17 protein-coding genes and 1 tRNA gene are annotated in these 15,567 nt (G+C 71.1%); 5 read left to right on the top strand and 13 right to left on the bottom strand.

Going from position 1 to position 15,567, the window contains the following annotated elements; all coding sequences use genetic code 11:
- The first annotated feature begins 9 nt into the window (after positions 1 to 9).
- Together TOK_RS21760 and TOK_RS21755 are read left to right on the top strand one after the other, a co-directional pair.
- A complete protein-coding gene (locus TOK_RS21760) occupies positions 10 to 282 on the top strand; it encodes an SHOCT domain-containing protein (RefSeq protein WP_141566486.1) in 273 nt (90 codons plus the stop codon).
- 81 nt (positions 283 to 363) lie between these two features.
- The gene (locus TOK_RS21755; protein ID WP_098959853.1) at positions 364 to 1,254 is read left to right on the top strand and encodes a halocarboxylic acid dehydrogenase DehI family protein; all 891 of its coding nucleotides are present in this window, start codon (positions 364 to 366) and stop codon (positions 1,252 to 1,254) included.
- Between the two features lie 19 nt (positions 1,255 to 1,273).
- Here TOK_RS21755 and TOK_RS21750 read toward each other — a convergent pair whose 3' ends face one another.
- The 8 genes from TOK_RS21750 to TOK_RS21710 form a co-directional block, all read right to left on the bottom strand.
- A complete protein-coding gene (locus TOK_RS21750; RefSeq protein WP_098959852.1) occupies positions 1,274 to 1,984 on the bottom strand; it encodes a flavodoxin family protein in 711 nt (236 codons plus the stop codon).
- A gap of 14 nt (positions 1,985 to 1,998) precedes the next feature.
- Positions 1,999 to 3,186 (bottom strand): DUF3179 domain-containing protein, encoded by a 1,188-nt coding sequence (locus TOK_RS34310; protein WP_098959851.1) that lies wholly within the window; start codon positions 3,184 to 3,186, stop codon positions 1,999 to 2,001.
- A gap of 16 nt (positions 3,187 to 3,202) precedes the next feature.
- Positions 3,203 to 4,072 carry a cytochrome c biogenesis CcdA family protein gene (locus tag TOK_RS21740; RefSeq protein WP_098959850.1) on the bottom strand — a complete coding sequence of 290 codons (870 nt, stop codon included), beginning with the start codon at positions 4,070 to 4,072 and terminating at the stop codon, positions 3,203 to 3,205.
- A 4-nt stretch (positions 4,073 to 4,076) separates the two neighbouring features.
- On the bottom strand, positions 4,077 to 4,352 hold the full coding sequence (locus tag TOK_RS21735; RefSeq protein ID WP_098959849.1) for a hypothetical protein: 276 nt from the start codon (positions 4,350 to 4,352) through the stop codon (positions 4,077 to 4,079).
- 27 nt (positions 4,353 to 4,379) lie between these two features.
- Entirely contained in the window at positions 4,380 to 4,616 is a 237-nt protein-coding gene (locus TOK_RS21730; RefSeq protein ID WP_098959848.1) for a hypothetical protein, read from the bottom strand.
- Positions 4,613 to 5,785 carry a Crp/Fnr family transcriptional regulator gene (locus TOK_RS21725; protein ID WP_216362047.1) on the bottom strand — a complete coding sequence of 391 codons (1,173 nt, stop codon included), beginning with the start codon at positions 5,783 to 5,785 and terminating at the stop codon, positions 4,613 to 4,615. The genes TOK_RS21730 and TOK_RS21725 overlap by 4 nt, the downstream gene beginning before the upstream one ends.
- Entirely contained in the window at positions 5,782 to 7,254 is a 1,473-nt protein-coding gene (locus tag TOK_RS21720) for a relaxase/mobilization nuclease domain-containing protein (RefSeq protein WP_098959847.1), read from the bottom strand. The genes TOK_RS21725 and TOK_RS21720 overlap by 4 nt, the downstream gene beginning before the upstream one ends.
- 505 nt (positions 7,255 to 7,759) lie before the next feature.
- Positions 7,760 to 7,978, bottom strand: a complete 219-nt coding sequence (locus TOK_RS21710) for a hypothetical protein (protein WP_098959845.1) — start codon at positions 7,976 to 7,978, stop codon at positions 7,760 to 7,762.
- Positions 7,979 to 8,642: 664 nt separating this feature from the next.
- Here TOK_RS21710 and TOK_RS21705 point away from each other — a divergent pair.
- The 3 genes from TOK_RS21705 (at position 8,643) to TOK_RS21695 (ending at position 10,641) form a co-directional block, all read left to right on the top strand.
- Entirely contained in the window at positions 8,643 to 8,825 is a 183-nt protein-coding gene (locus TOK_RS21705) for a helix-turn-helix domain-containing protein (RefSeq protein WP_098959844.1), read from the top strand.
- Entirely contained in the window at positions 8,822 to 9,952 is a 1,131-nt protein-coding gene (locus tag TOK_RS21700; protein WP_098959843.1) for a site-specific integrase, read from the top strand. Before TOK_RS21705 ends, TOK_RS21700 begins: the two co-directional genes overlap by 4 nt.
- 335 nt (positions 9,953 to 10,287) lie before the next feature.
- The gene (locus TOK_RS21695) at positions 10,288 to 10,641 is read left to right on the top strand and encodes a hypothetical protein (RefSeq protein ID WP_172457697.1); all 354 of its coding nucleotides are present in this window, start codon (positions 10,288 to 10,290) and stop codon (positions 10,639 to 10,641) included.
- 515 nt (positions 10,642 to 11,156) lie between these two features.
- On the opposite strand, the gene TOK_RS21690 is transcribed toward TOK_RS21695, so the two are convergent.
- The 5 genes from TOK_RS21690 to TOK_RS21670 all read right to left on the bottom strand — a co-directional run bounded on the left by TOK_RS21690 (position 11,157) and on the right by TOK_RS21670 (position 15,443).
- A tRNA-Pro gene (locus TOK_RS21690) sits at positions 11,157 to 11,230 on the bottom strand.
- Positions 11,231 to 11,621: 391 nt separating this feature from the next.
- Positions 11,622 to 12,686, bottom strand: coding sequence for an alpha/beta fold hydrolase (locus TOK_RS21685; protein ID WP_098960037.1), 1,065 nt, complete (start codon positions 12,684 to 12,686; stop codon positions 11,622 to 11,624).
- A complete protein-coding gene (gene fmdA, locus TOK_RS21680; RefSeq protein WP_098959841.1) occupies positions 12,683 to 13,930 on the bottom strand; it encodes a formamidase in 1,248 nt (415 codons plus the stop codon). The genes TOK_RS21685 and fmdA overlap by 4 nt, the downstream gene beginning before the upstream one ends.
- Before the next feature lie 76 nt (positions 13,931 to 14,006).
- Positions 14,007 to 14,291, bottom strand: a complete 285-nt coding sequence (locus TOK_RS21675; protein WP_098959840.1) for an FmdB family zinc ribbon protein — start codon at positions 14,289 to 14,291, stop codon at positions 14,007 to 14,009.
- Between the two features lie 66 nt (positions 14,292 to 14,357).
- The gene (locus tag TOK_RS21670; protein ID WP_098959839.1) at positions 14,358 to 15,443 is read right to left on the bottom strand and encodes a substrate-binding domain-containing protein; all 1,086 of its coding nucleotides are present in this window, start codon (positions 15,441 to 15,443) and stop codon (positions 14,358 to 14,360) included.
- Between the last annotated feature and the right edge of the window lie 124 nt (positions 15,444 to 15,567).

Here is a 15,567-nt window from a genome sequence, read left to right as displayed (position 1 = left end):
AGAACGGGCATGCCAGAAATGAACATGATGGGCGGGGACATGATGGGCGGCGGGATGATGGCGGCCATGGGGATCTGGGCCGTCGTCCTGATCGCCACCGTGCTGGCCGTACTGGTCGCCGCGGTGCTCGCCAGCATCTGGCTCGTCCGCCAACTGCGCCACGACCGGACGATGCTCCGGGACGGCGCCGACGCCGCGGACATCCTGCAGCGGCGCTACGCCGCCGGCGAGATCGACGACGACGAGTACCAGCGTCGACGGTCCACGCTGAGCAGACCGTGAAGCGACCGGAAGTGGACACCACCGCTCACCATCCGACAACCCCTGCTGGCATGATCAGAACATGACCTCCAGCGGACCGCGATGAGCGCCGGACCGAAGTTCCCGCAGGTCGAGTACGCCGAGTCGAGCGGCGCGCTGCGGCGGTGCTACGACGACATGCAGTCGGTCCTGCGGGTGCCGTGGGTGATGTTCGCCGCGCGCAGCCTCGCCGTGTTCGGCGGGTTCGTCCCGGCCGCCTGGCAGGCGGCCGCACCCGTCTTCGGCACCGACCGGCTCGAGCGCGCCGCCGACGACCTGCGCGCCCTGGCCGTGCTGCCGGTCGCCGACCCGCCCGACCCGCGCCCGCGGCTGGCCGAGCTCGGGTTCGACGAGGCCGGGATCGGCGAGGTCCGCCGCGCACTGGACGCCCTGAACTACGGCAACGTCAAGTACCTGCTGCTGATCACCGCGTGGTGCGAGGGCATCCAGGGACGCTCCAGCGGAGGCACCACGCCCGACCGACCCGCGCCCGCGACGCTGCCGGCGGGCCCGCCGGAGTCGATGGCAGCGCTGCACCTGGTGGACCCCCGCGACGCGGACGAACGGGTGCGCCGGCTGCTCACCAGGGTCACCGACCTGCACCTGCACCACGGCCCGTCCAGCGACTTCCGGGTGCTCGCCGGCTGGCCGGACTTCCTGGAGGTGGCCCTGGACGACGTCCTGGGCCCGGTGGTCCGCAGCGCCCCCTACGAGACCACCGCCCTCGCCCTCCTGGAACGCGCCCGCAGCCACGTCCGGCGGTTCCCGGCCTCTGCGGGGCTCTCCCCCGAACAGGCGCTCGCGGTCTGCACCGAGACCGAGGTCGCGGCGATAACCGGGCTGCTGTTCCTGTTCCAGCGCTTCATCCTCGACGTCACCATCGACATGGTGCGCTGCACACAGGCCCTCGACGGGCGCGACGCCGCGGCGTCCTCGCCGTTCTCGGCGCGGTAACGCGGCGGGCCGGACGGGCTCACCGGTACTCGGGGTTGGGGTGGTCGAACCGGGCACCCGACGCCCAGGCGTTCCGGTCGTTGCCGTGCGACGGGATCCCGCCGGCCGCGCGCAGCATCGCGGCCAGGTGTATCAGGTTCCAGGACATGATCGTGGTGTTGCGCCGGGTGAAGTCGTTCTGCGGGCCACCGGAGCCCTCGTCGAGGTAGCTCGGGCCCGGCCCGGCCTCGCCGATCCAGCCGGCGTCGGCCTGCGGCGGTATCACGTAGCCCAGGTGCTGCAGCGAGTACAGGACGTTCATCGCGACATGCTTGATGCCGTCCTCGTTGCCGGTCACGATCACCCCACCGACCTTGCCGTAGTACGACGACTGCCCGGCGTCGTTGAGCTCGCCGGAGTTGCCATAGTGCCGCTCGACCACCCGGGTGCACACGCTGGACTTCTCCCCCAGCCAGATCGGTGTGCCGAGCACCAGGATGTCCGCGGCGCGGACCCGCTCGTAGAGCGCCGGCCAGTCGTCGCGGTCGGCTCCGTGCTCGGTCATGTCCGGCTGCACCCCGGGGGCCAGGTGGTGGTCGACCGCCCGGACCTCGTCGACGTGCACCCCGTTCGCCGCCATGATCGCGGTGCTCATCGCCATCAGCCCGGCGGTGTGCGAGCGGCCCGGGGACGGGGTGAGGGTGCAGTTGACTAACAGCGCGCGTAGGCCGTCGACGTCGGGGCCGGTCACAGGTGCCTCCAGGGTCAGGGGATGTCGGTGATGCGGGTGCCGGGGTGGAAGGCCGCCCAGGCGAACCAGAACGTGTCCACGTGCTCGACCGGGTCGAGCCGCGCTCCGGTCAGCGGGCCGTCGACGGCCTGGCCGAGCACGTTCCATGTCGAACCGGTCTCCGCGTCGGTGAACTCCCCGCTCGCGGTCCGGGTGAAGCTCAGGCGCCGCCCGTCGAGCACCGGGTCGAACGCCCCGGTCGCCCCGATGGTGCGGCCCCGCGTGATCTCCCGGGTGTCCAGCGCGGACCGCAGCCCCTCGACCGACCACACGACAACCGGCCGCCCGGCCACCTCCAGCTCGACGACACCGGCCGCGACGAGGGCCGGCAGCGGCACGGCGACCGGGTCGGTGTCCCCGCCCAGCCCTGCGACACGCTCCTTGGGCGGCAGCCGGGGATCGGGTTCGCCGTCGAACAGGAACGGCTGCGACGACGGGTCGTCGTAGCCGGTGTAGGGGTTGGCGCCGTAGTCCCGGTCGACGCCGGTGTCGCGGCTAAGCGCGAACCCGTCCGGGTTCGCGTCGCGGAACTGTGCCCAGGTGATGGTCTGCACCGGGACCCGGTCGAGTTCCTCCCCCGCGAGCACGCCGGCGATCGCGCGGCCCTCGAGCTGGGAGAACAGCGACTCGGTCTGCCGGTCGTACATCACCAGGTCGGACTGGTAGAGGCTGCCCGAGGTGCCGAAGGTCAGCAGCCGCTCACCCAGGCGCCGGTCGAAGCCCAGCGCGGAGTTGCACAGCGGGCAGTAGGTGATCGCCACCGGGCGCCCGTCGACGGTGTCGTTGACGATCTCGTGCCAGACCAGGATCTGTACCGGGTAGGCCCGGGCAGGGACGCCGATAGCGGGTGCCAGCACCGGCTCGTCGTCGGTCAGCCAGTCCACGTCGGCGGCCCGCTCGAAGGTGGGCTCGTCGATCGGCGGAATGCCGTCGGGCGGCGGCCCGCCGGAGATCACCCGGGCCGGGTCCACCAGCGGTGCCGGCAGCGCCGGGTCGTCGATCCGGTCCAGTGCCGACGGCACCTCCTCGCGGGGCGATCCGGTCACCGGCTCCAGGGTCACCGCGGCCGGGGCGGACCCGGGGGGCGGCGCCGGCTCCGGCGCCGCGCAGGCCGCCAGCAGGACGACCACCGCCAGGGCCGTCGACACCAGTGCCGCCCTCATCGGACCGCCGCCGTCCTCATCCGACCCGCTCCTCCCGATGCGCCGCACGGGACCGGCGCGCGAGCACCGCCGCCGCCCCGATCGCGGCCAGCACGGCGGCGACACCGAGCAGCCCGGCGGGTCCGAACCCGCTCACCCAGCGCGCCACCGCAGACTGCACCGACACCGCCGCGGAGATCACCGGGTCCGACGTGGTGGCCCCGGCGAGCACCCGGATCTCGAACCAGCCGTACCACGCGACGTAGGCACCCGCCACGACCAGCAGGACCCCGCTCCCGCGGCTGATCAGCGCCCCCACCCGGCGCATGGACCCGACCAGCGAGGTCCGCGCGGTGACCACGGCCAGGGCCAGCACCAGCACCACGATCCCCATGCCCAGCGCGTAGGCCAGGAACGCCGAGGCCACCCCCAGCGCACCGCCGGTGCTCAGCGCCCCCGCCGTGACGGCCAGGAACGGCGCGATCGTGCAGGACAGCGAGGCCAGCGCGAACGACACCCCGTACCCGATCTGGGACCACCAGCTCGCCGCCGTCGGCGCCGACCCGTGCCCGGCAAGTCCCCGGATCCCCAGCTGCCGCCCGGCCAGCAACCAGCCGCCCAACCCGACCAGTACCACGCCCATCACGACCGTGACGATCGGCAGGTAGCGCTCGATCGACAGCGCCAGCGGAGCCAGTACGGCCCCGACGAGCCCGAACACCGCCACGAAACCCACAGTCATCCCTGCGGCGAACCGAGCAGCCCGACGTATCGCCGCCGCCCGCCCACCGGGCGCCTCGTCGGAGACCAGCAGCCCCAGATAGGCGGGCAACAGCGCGAACCCGCACGGGTTGAACGCCGCCACCGCACCCGCGACCAGGGCGAACGCCAGCGCTGCGGTGCTCACCGCCTCACCCGGCCAGCAATTCGTCGACGGCCTGGCGCAGCGACTCCGGATCGAGGCTCCCGGTGAATGTCCGCGCCGTCCCGTCCGCACCGATGAACGCAAACGCAGGTTGGGAGAAGACCTCGAAGCGCTGCCACAGCGCGCCGTCGTCGTCCACGACGTGGGTCAGGCCACCGGTGCCGGTGTCGGCCACGAACTCCCGCATCTCCCCCACCGCGCCCCGTCCGGGCATGCCCAGGAAGGTGACGCGTCCCTCGTACTCGGCAGCGACCGCCGCCACGCCGGGTCCCTCGACCCGACACGAGGGTCAAAACGGGGCCCAGAACCACAACACCACCGGCGTCCCGGCCAGCGTGGCCGCATCCAGCGTCGAGCCGTCGAGGGTGGCCCCGGTGAAGGCGAGCGGGCCGACCGCCGTCGCCTCCTGCGCGCTCCCGGCGCCGGGAGCCGGAACGGGAACACCCGAGGAACACCCCGACAGGCCCAACATGAGCGCGGCGAGCAGGACAAACCCGCCGCGGGTCGATCTCGAGAACATGGTCACGAACGCGGGAACCCCTCGTCTCCATCATTGCTTCCCTCCGATCGGCCACCGGACGCGTCGCTGCGCGCGGCGCCGTCGGCGAGCGCCGCCAGCCCCACCCGGTTCCGGATCCGGATCCGGCCGCGGTGCAACGACACCAGCCCGCGCTCGGCGAGCTCGCCGAGCGCGGTCGTGGTGCGCTCGCGGGTGGCCCCCACCAGCCCGGCCAGTTGCTCGTGGGTCAGCCGAACCGGCCCCGGATCGCGGCCAGCCGCCGTCGCGGCGACGAGGACGCCCAGCGTGTGGGCCGTGCGCTCGACCACCGACTTGCCCACCAGGTCGGCCAGTCGCTGCTCCAGGTCGGCGATCCGGGCGCCGAGCTGCTCGGCGATCCGCGTCGCGATCCGCGGGTCGCCGAGCAACATCGAGCGGACGTCGCCGCGGCTCATCAGGCACAGGTCGCCAGGCTCCAACGCCTGCGCCCACGTGCCGCCCATCCGCATCCCGAGCAGATCCATCTCGCCGAAGATCGCACCCGGACCCGGGATCGCGGTGGTGACCGTCCGGCCGTGCGCCAGGACCCGGTAGACCCGGAACCGGGTGGGGCTGGCGGCGCTCGCCGACGGCGCCGCGCGCAGCGACGGCGTCGCCCGCAGATCCCGCTTGACCAGCGCCGGGAAGAAGGCGTCCGACGCGATGTCGACGGCACCCCGCAGCACCCGCTCGGAGCCCGGCGGCACGAAGACGTGCCGAGCGAGGTTGTAGGCATCGCGGAACGCGTTGGTACAGCTGTGGAAGGCGCCATGGTCCCGCACCTCGAACGCGACACGACCGAGCTGAACCCGCAGGTACGGGCGATTCGCCTGCTCCCCCTCCCCGACGATGGTCACGCTGGACGCCGGACGGCCGATGGCGTTGACGACGACACCCGGTTCGGGCATCCCCCGCAAGCCCCGGATGCTCCTGCGATCGGCATTGACCGGCAGCGCCTTGGCCGCCTCGTGGCTCTCCAGCCAGACGTTGAGGAAGTGCTCCGCCGTCGTCTCCTGATGCAGATACAGCAGGGTCCGGCCGATCCGCACCGCCACCGCCGCCTCGTCCGTGCCCGGATGCTGCACGGTGACGGCCGTGTCCTGGGCTCCGACCAGCCGCACGATCGCCAGTACGGCCTGGTCACTGCCGCGCGTCACGGCCGCGGGCCTGTTGATCGTCGCGTCATCCTCGCCTCGCTCTCCGGCACCACCTGTGTCGCCGAGCCTGGCTCCCGGGGGAATCCGGCGCGTTCCCTCCCGCTCCCCCGCGCCGCTCTCGAGCCGGGGTGGGGATCGCGCCGCGCCAGGTGGCGGGCCTGCAGGCTGGCGCCTGCGGCGTCGGCCGCGGCGGCCTGATGCGCGCGGTCCCGTTCGCGTTGCCAGGCCGCGATTTCGTGCAGGAGCCCGGCCACGGCGATCGCCAGGGCCACCGAGCCGGCCGCGTCCTTCCCGCGGAAGCCGCGGGCGGCGAGCAGTCGCCGTGCGAGCGATCTCAGTTCCGCCCCCACGGGGCCGACGTCGGGAACCCGCCCACCCGGCGCCCGCGAGGCTCGCTCGTACCGTTCTGCGGCATCCGACCAGCCCTGCTTGTGACCTCGGTCGTTCGCGCCGAGGGCGGTCAGCACGTCGCCGGTGGCATGGACGATGCCGTCGACACCTTCTCGCGGGTCCGGCGTGCCGACGGCCACACGGGCGCGGACGACGACGTCCTCGGCCTCCGCGGACGACGGCCGTTCAGCCGATCCGGGCCGGTCCGCGTTCTGGGCCCAGCGGCGGCACAACTGCGGCAACGACAAGTCCGGGGCGAGCTTGCTGCCGCTGAAGAAGACCTGCTGGCCCGCCGTCGTGACGTCACCCGCCCTCCCGATCCGGTAGCCCAGAGCGTCACCCGACGGACCGCGCCGCAGCTCCGCCCGATAGCCCATCGCCCGCAGCTCCGCGACGAACTCCTCCGGCCCGACCGCCCGGATCGCCGCCTCGTGCGCGGCGCGGCGCAGCTCCGGTCTCGCCGGACCGCGCCCCTGCCGTGCCGCCTTCTCGATCTCGCCCCGACCCGGCCGCCGGGCCGCCGTGTCGTCGGCCACGGCGGTGATGGTCAGGCCGAGACGCTGCTCGATGGCCCGCGCGGTCGCACGCAGCTTCGGGTAGTCGTGATGCGGCCAGATCCGACGGCCGGTGTCCTGGCGCACCAGGATGGCCGCGATGTGGATGTGGTCCTCCGCGTGCCGGATCGCCACCCAACGCGGCCCACCCGGATCGCCGCGCTCGGCGATGCCCGCACCATCAAGCAGTTCCCGAGCGATGTCCGCCCACTGCCGGTCATCCAGGGTGCGGTCCGACGCGGCGACCCGGGCCGAGCAGTGCCACACGTACCCGCGCTTCGACCCGTTCTGCGGCGCGCGGGTCGGTAGGCCCGCCGCGATCGCCGGCGCGTGCAGCGCGTCCACCAGCGGGCCGAGCTGCAGGTCGTACTCGGAGGGTCCCGTCCGTTCCGGCTGCCAGCCCGCGTCGAGGCCGTCCCAGCTTGCGATGACCCGAGGTGAACGATGCACCTCGGACGTGCCCGGGCCCAGCAGGTAGGCCAGCAAACCGGCCGGCCGCCAGCCGTGAACGACCTTCGTGATCACCGGCCCTGGCGCCCGCCGCGGGCTCCCGCCCGCCGGCCCCTCGTGCCGGCAGCGAGGGCTACGGCCGTCGCAGCGTCGACCCGGCCCAGAAGCTCACCAGCCAGATCCGCGGCACTCGTCCTCTGTGCGCCGGACGTGACCTGCTCGATCATGTCCACGGCCCGGCGGACATCGGCGCGGAACCGGACCAGCTCGGCAACGAGCTCCTGCCACGTCACCGGCACCGGGTCCGCCTGGCCCTGCGCGCGCCCCACCGCGAGCTGCCCGACCCAGGCCCCGACCGACAACCCCTCACGCCTCGCGGCCGCGCCGACAGCATCAGCTTCGGTGGGACTCAGACGCACCCGTACCTCGTGCCGCCGGGGAGCGTCGGCTGGCGGGCGACGTCGACGTCGCCCTGGCCGAGAATGATTGCCACTGCTCACCGGGCCGAGGCTGCTCGCCGAGACGGCCGCGGCCGTGCCCCGCGGTTCCCCGGCGTCGCCCACAGCACCGACGTCCTACCTCACTGCAGCGACAGCCTCCGTCGGCACAGCCTGCACGCCGTGCCGGCCGGATCGTCGAGCAGCGACGTCAACAGCACCAACCGTCCGCAAACCGCGACAGGCCCGGGTGGATCCTGCCGCGCCGGGAGCTGATCCGCCGGCACCGCATGGAAGAGCCGGTCCCGCGCATCACGCAACCAAGTGATCGAGAGCGGATCGATCTCGTCACCCGTGGGCATCGAACGACACCCGTCCTTGCGACGCGTGCCGCGTCGACACAGTCCGCTCCCCCACTTCTGCCACAAACCCTCGTCCTTTCCGATGCGCCTCGAAGCCTCGATTGCAACAAGAGGCGGCCTTCGCGCGGGTCAGAACCGAGGGATCTGTGGACAGGTCTGCACTGTCGTGTTCGCTGTGGACAGGAACGTCCGGAACCCCCCGGTTCCGGACGTCACACAGCGCATGAGTAGACCGAAGGTCTACTTAGCGCATATCTTGCTCCGCCAGGGGGAATGGCCGTCTCCGCAGGTCAACAGCCACAAACTGGCTCCACCAGAGGTTTGCTCAGAGACACACACTGAACCTCGACACAGCAACCGTGATCCATGTAGATCCACAGGGCACCCTCGTCACCCCCAGAACCGGCTGCGCACTATGCCGCGAGCACAAATCATCTGAATGCTGGATGCCGTGAACGCTCTCACCGACATGTCGGAGCCGCTCGTTGTTCGACTCGGCCATCGCCACTGTCCGAACCGGGGCAACGATGGGGAACAACCCAGGACACGCTGGTTCGGACTCTGTATCGCAGCGCCTGGGCAGCCCAGTCCAGACGCGACGGCGTCTACTTCTCGCGATCGGGCCGCCGCCGCAGCGCCCAACCAGGTCCGGGAGGTCCTCGCGATGGAACGACTGCTCCTGACGGCCGAAGAAGCGGCTGAGCTCCTCAACATCGGCCGCTGCAAGGTCTACGACCTGATGCGCACAGGCGAGCTCGAGTCGATCAAGATCGGCAGGCTGCGGCGCATCCCGGTCGACAACATTCGCAGATTCGCCGACAAGCTCATCGAGGAAGCCCGGACATGAGCGGCCGGGCCAACGGCGAGGGCAGCATCTGGCAGCGAAAGGACGGCCGCTGGTGCGCCGCGGCGTACGTGCCCGCCGTCGGAGGCGGCGTTCGTCGCGTCTACGCCTACGGACGGACGCGCGCAGACGCCCACCGCAAGCTCCGCGACCTCCTCAACCGCGCCGACACGCACGTCCCAGTCACGCCGGCAACCCTCACCGTGGCCACCTACCTCACCGAGTGGCTCACTCACGTCCGCCAACATGTGCGGCCCACCACCTACGCCGGCTACGAGAGCAACACTCGGCTTCACATCCTGCCGCGGATCGGCCGCCGGAAGCTCACCCAACTCGGGCCCCGAGACGTACGGAAGATGATCGACGACATGCGAGCCGACGGACTCAAGCCCCGGTCGATCCAGTACATCCACGCGACATTGCGCAATGCGCTCGAACATGCGTATCGCGAGGAGCTGGTGACCCGGAACGTCGCCCGGATGGTGCGGATCGAGCAGCCAGTCAAGTTGAATCCGACCGAGCCGATGACTGTCGAGGAGGCGAGGAAGTTCCTCGCCGCCGTCCGCGATCACCGGCTCTGCTCGATGTGGACGATCGCGCTCATGCTGGGTCTACGCCGAAGCGAGGTCTGCGGACTCCGGTGGGAGCACGTGGACTTCGCTACCGGGAGCCTCCGGATTGCCCAAACCGTTCAGCGTGTGGACGGAAAGCTACGGGAGATGCCGACCAAGACTCGCCGCTCGAACCGCACCGTTCCGCTTCCGGCCCGCTGCCGCTTCGCGCTCGCCGACCATCATGTGCAACTTCAGCGACAGGGTGGCTCGATCGGCCGACCGGCGCAGCCGACTGGGTTCGTGTTCGGCACCCGGCACGGCACTCCGCTCGAACCTCGGAACGTGACGCGTATGTTCCGGGAGATCTGCGAGGCCAACGGGATCCGCGTCGTCCGCCTTCATGATCTCCGCCATACGTGTGTGAGCCTGCTGCTCGCCCAAGGCGTGCACCCGCGCGTTGTCATGGAGATCGTCGGCCATAGTGCCATCGAGATGACCATGAACGTATATGGCCACGTGAACCTCGAAACACAGCGACAGGCGCTCGACGACTTGGATGACGATCTTTCTAGTTGAACGACTGCTGGACGCCATCACCGTGACGAGCGGCAGGCCGCAGGCGTCCCGCCGCGCGAGGACGCCCTACCCCTCCTCGGGCACGCGCCGTGCCGGGGTCAGCCGCGCGTGTGCCGTTCGGCTCGGCCGGCCGTACGTACGTCACGCGGCCGGACGGGCGCCGGTCCCCCTCGCATCGTCCTGGATCTGGTCGAGCACTGACGGTGCGCAGTCCTCTGTCGAGAGAGCCCTCGATCTGGGGTGACGAGGGATTATTCGAGCCACGGCACCAGATCACTCCCTGGACACCGTGACTCGGTCGCTTGATCTCCAGCACATCCCGCAGTCCGTTGGCCGTGGTCGGAAGCAGCTCGTCGACGGCAGTGCGGCGCTCGCGCAGCCTGACGTGGCTCTACAGGGCGCCCGAGCAACTCTTCGCTGAACTCGTCGCCCGTCAGATGATCGACCAGCTCCAGGCGACACAACACCCCGGCGATGCGCTGTGCGACCTGCGCCCCGTCTCCCCGCTCGTCGGTCTCATCGAGCCGAATCACGATGTACTCACCCGGATCAGGCTCGGTGCCAACAGCGAGCCACTGAGAGAGCAGACTGCGCAGATGAACGGCCTCGTCGTGCTTGAGCGTCATCTGGCCCTCAGGCCAGCCGATCCGCATGCCCGAAGAAGTCTGCTCGGAAGGAATGTGACATGAGCGTGTATCGATGACTGGCTGGTGCCGCGCAAGACCACCTCGGGAGCATGCGTTTTGCCGCCGGCGTTGGTCATCCGCCTATCGATGACGTTGGCGATGTCTTCCGCCGAGTCGGCTTCTTCGCTCACTCCCCCATCGTGGCTCGTACCAACCTGGAGACCATGCACACAGTGCGACATCCAGGCCGGCGGGAGCCAATGGGCTAGCCCTTCGCGGTGAGCGGCTTCCACTTGGGTGACCGGCCAACCGCTCCGAGTCAGCTTACGGCCTCGGGGCGGCAGGGGCAGGTCCAGCGGGGACGCGCGGCACCGAGTGGTCCGACACCGTCCGTACAGAACGCGCCGAACTCGACCCCGTTGCTGTCAACTATCGCTGTCAACCGTCGACGGTGTGCCGGCACAGCGCAGTTGTCGCTTCGGCAAGGATCCACCAACAAGTGCATCGACTCGGCGTTTGCGCTGGTCAGAAGCGAAACGGGCGGTTCCCCCGTCGAGAGGAACCGCCCGTTTCGACCGTCGGGACGACAGGATTTGAACCTGCGACCCCTTGACCCCCAGTCAAGTGCGCTACCAAGCTGCGCCACGTCCCGAGCCGCCCCGTTGAGGGCTCGATCAGCTTAGCGCACAGGCTTTCCGGCACTCGCCACCGCCCCGCTCCCCCGGCACCGCCCAGGCGACCGCACGCGTTCCCCGGTCCTGACGCGCAGGTCCCTGCCCCTCCCAGGGTTGCAGACGTCGCGACGACCACGGATCCCACGCGCCGACCGGGCATCGCGCGCGCCGGACGAACGCGCGCGGGCACGGCACGAGGCCGACCCCACGAACGACCTCGTGCCGCGACCCCTCCCCCGCTCCGTGCGCAACGTCACGGTCGCCCGCCGGCCGGGACACAGCCGTGAGGTTGTGCGCCGGGCGGCGGCCGCAACCCCACTGCCGGCCTGCTCGCCCCAGGACGACGGTGGGTTGCGCGCGAGAGGTCGGTCAGATGCCGGGGTCCGACGCCAGCAGCTCGGCGACGGCCGCGTTGATGAACGCGGTGTCGACGTCGTACTTGCCGCCGCCCGCGAAGTGCCCCCACACGCCGGGGATGACGCGGTGCTCGACGCTGCAGCCGGTCATCTGCGACACGGCCCAGGCCTCGTCCTCGGGCGGGAAGTAGAGGTCCTTCTCCGCGGGCATGACGATGGCGCGGGCCTTGATCGAAGCCAGCGCCTCCTCCGTGGAGCCGAAGCCCGGGGTGAGGCCGACGTCGCCGCTCCACCAGGTGTCGAGCATCGTCAGCAGGTTGTTGGGGTCACGGCCGTCGAGGAAGAAGCCCTCCCAGAAGTCGACGACGAAGTCCTCCAGCGACGTGTGGCCCAGCGTCCGCCAGGCCTCCTCCAGGTAGAAGGCCTGCGAGAAGCCCCAGCCCGCGTAGATGCGGGCGAAGGCGCGCAGGCCGCCGACGGGCCAGCGGTCGGGCGGGTACCAGCCGGCGTCGAAGCCGACCGAGGCGGTCAGCGCCGCACGCAGGGAGTCGAGGAAGACCTGGTTGTGCGGGGCGGTGCGGGGCGAGCCGCAGAACGGCAGGATCCGCTGCACCATCTCGGGGTGCTCGACGGCCCACTGGTAGGTCTGTCCCGCCCCCATCGACCAGCCGAGCACCAGGGCCAGCGTCTCGATGCCGAACTTCTCGGTGACGAGCCGGTACTGCGACTCGACGTTGTCGCGCACCGTGATCCGCGGGAACCGCGGCCCGTCGAACGGCTGCGGGGTGTTCGACGCCGACGACGACAGCCCGTTGCCGAGCATGTTCGGCACGATGATGAACCACGTCGACGGGTCGAGCGCCATGCCGTCGCTGCCGTTGCCGATGAGCCACTCGTTGTCCCAGTGCCGCCCCGAGTACCAGGTCGGGTAGACGATGGCGTTGCTCTTGTCGGCGTTGAGTGTGCCGTAGGTGCGGTAGGCGATGCGGGCGGGCCGCAGCGTCTGGCCGCAGACGAGCGTGAAGTCGGGGATCTCGAAGATCTCGTAGGCTGCGTCCGGCCCGCGGTCGGCGGTCACGAGGACACCGCGCACGAGCCCCGGTCCCTGTGCACCGGCCCGGACACCGACGGGCGGATGTCGTCGTCGAATATCGCGGCGGGCAGGTAGAGCGAGCAGCAGGCGTTGGGGATGTCGACGACGCCGGAGATGCGGCCCTCGATCGGTGCGGCGCCGAGCAGCAGGTAGGCCTGCGGCCCGCTGTAGCCGAACTTCTCGAGGTAGCGGATGGCGTTCATGCAGGCGTTCTCGTAGGCGAGCGTGGCGTCGTTGTAGTGGTTGGTGTCGGTGGCGTGGTCGACGCTGATCCCGATGAAGGTGAGGAACTCCGAGTAGCGGGGTTCGACGTTGCCGGGCATCAGGATCGGGTTGGTGGTGACGCCGTAGGTCTCCATGCCGCCCTTGATGAGGTCGACGTGGAAGTCGATGAACCCGCCCATCTCGATGGCGCCGCAGAAGGTGATCTCGCCGTCGCCCTGGGAGAAATGCAGGTCACCGCCGGAGAACAGGGCTCCGTTCACATGGACGGGGTAGAAGACGCGGCTGCCGCGGGTGAAGTTCTTGATGTCGTGGTTGCCGCCGTTCTCGCGGGGCGGGACAGTGCGGGCGCCGTCGCGGCCGATACCGGCGAGGACGTCGCCGGACGCGGTGCCGCCGAGGACGGACTCCTCCAGGGGCGGGAGCGCGAGCGGCGGGACGCGGTCGGGGTCGGTGGCGATCAGGGCGCGTTCGCGGGCGTTCCACCGGGCCAGCAGCTCGGGTGAGGGCGCGGTGCCGAACAGGCCGGGGTGGGTGATGCCGGTGAACTTCACACCGGGGATGTGCCGGGAGGTGCAGGCCTGGCCGGAGAAGTCCCAGATCGCCTTGTAGGCGTCGGGGAAGTGCTCGGTGAGGAACCCGCCGCCGTTGGACGTCGAGAAGATGCCGGTGTAGCCCCAGCCCTGGCCGGGCGCGTCGCCGGTCTCCTGCGGGACGGGGCCGAGATCGAGGATGTCGACGACGAGCAGGTCGCCGGGTTCGGCCCCCTCGATCGCGATCGGCCCGGAGAGCATGTGCGCCCCGGACAGGTCGACGTCGCGGACGTCGTTGGCGGAGTCGTTGTTGCCGATCTGGCCGTCGGTCCATTCGCGGCATTCGATCCGGATCGACGATCCCGGCCGGACGGTGGCGGCGGGCGGGATGTCGGGATGCCAGCGGTTGTGGCCGGGGACCGCCTGGTCGCGCATGGATCGAGCCTGGTCGACACTGAACACGACGTCGGGCATGGCGCACCTCACTCGGTTGGGAACGGTCGTTCGTCGTACGAGCAGGGTCGTGCGGTCGGGGGTCGTGCGGTGGAGGTCAGGGCCGGGGGAGCTTCGCGTGACGTGGGTCGCGGGTGACGGGTGTGGCCTTGCGGGAGCGGCCGGGGACGGCGCCGACGACGTCGGGCCGGTCGGCGCTGCGTTCGCCGGCGTCGAGGGCCCGGCGCAGGCGGTCGTCGAGTCCGCGCAGAGCGGGTGCGCCCCAGACGCGGGGGCCGGCGCGGCCGCAGTCGGGACAGTCCGCGGCGCCGGCGACCTCGGCCATGCGGCGCACGAGGTCGAAGGGTCCGCAGACAGGGCAGCGGTAGGAGTACGTGGGCACGAGGCCTCCCCGAGGACCGGGCTCCGAAATACTGTCCTCAGAAACTATTCACTCAGGAAGTTCCGGTCAAGCGGGAGCGTCGACGAGACGGGCCACGACGTCGAACCCCAGCCCATCGGCCACCGCCAGGTGCACGCTCTGGAGCAGGTGGTTGTCCGACAGCCGGACGACACCCCGCGGGCTGTCGTAGACCAGGGACCGGCCGACGTGCTCGAGGGAGCCCGTCGACAGCTCACCGGCGCCGCCGACGAGCCGCCCCAGCAGCACGAGCCCCTCGTAGCAGGACTCCCCCAGCGAGTTCAACGCCGGTGCCCGAGCACCGAACCGGTCGGCGTAGCGGCCCGAGAAGTCCAGCCCGGACGCCGTCGGCAGCGCCTCGAAGTAGCCGGCGGAGGCATAGAGGTCGCGGGTGGCGTCGGCGCCCGACCCCAGCAGCATGTTCTCCTCCATCAGCGGGCTCAGCCGGGTGAGGTGCGCGTCGAGCCCGGCTCGGGCGAACGCGCGGTTGAACCGGATCGCGTCGGACCCGACGAGGAACATCAGCACGCCGCGGGCCCCGCTGCGCTCGATGCGACGCAGCACCGGTGCGAAGTTCTCGGTGCCCAGCGGCACGTACATCTCGTCGACGATCGTGACGTCGGGCATCGTGCGGGCGTAGCGGCGTGCCGCGGCGGCCGAGACCCGCGGCCACACGTAGTCGTCGCCGACGACGCACCAACTGCGGATACCGCGCTCGCGGACCATCCAGTCGAGCGCGGGGCGGACCTGCCGGTCGGGCGTCTCGCCTGCGAGGAAGACCCCCGGCGTGCGCTCGCCGCCCTCGTAGAGCGGGGTGTAGACGTAGGGCACCCGGCCCGACACGAGCGGCGCGATCTCCTGGCGGACCGCCGAGATGTGCCAGCCGGTCACGGCCTGGACGAGCCCCGCGTCGACGAGCGCACCGACCTCGGCGGCGACCTCGCCGGGCGCACGCCCGCCGTCGACGACGCGCAGCCGCACCTCACGGCCGAGCAGGCCGCCCGCGGCGTTGATCTCCTCGACGGCGAGGATGCCGCACGCCTCGCAGGACGGTCCGAAGATTCCGGCCGGGCCACTGCGTGGCACGACGAAGGCGATGTCGAGGGCGGGGCGTCGGCGGACGAACGCGACCACACCCCCACCCCCTGATCACCGCCGCGGTCTTCGGAACCGCACGGCCGTGTTCCCGACCGCGACGCACAGCGTTCCCGCAGAACTCGCCCGGCGCCAGACCTCGACGGCCGAAAGTCGCCGGAAC

It is taken from the genome of Pseudonocardia sp. N23 (genome assembly GCF_002583555.1).
GTDB lineage: Bacteria > Actinomycetota > Actinomycetes > Mycobacteriales > Pseudonocardiaceae > Pseudonocardia.
The sequence above is the reverse complement of the archived record's forward strand: the minus strand, read 5'-3'. Positions and strand labels throughout refer to the sequence as shown.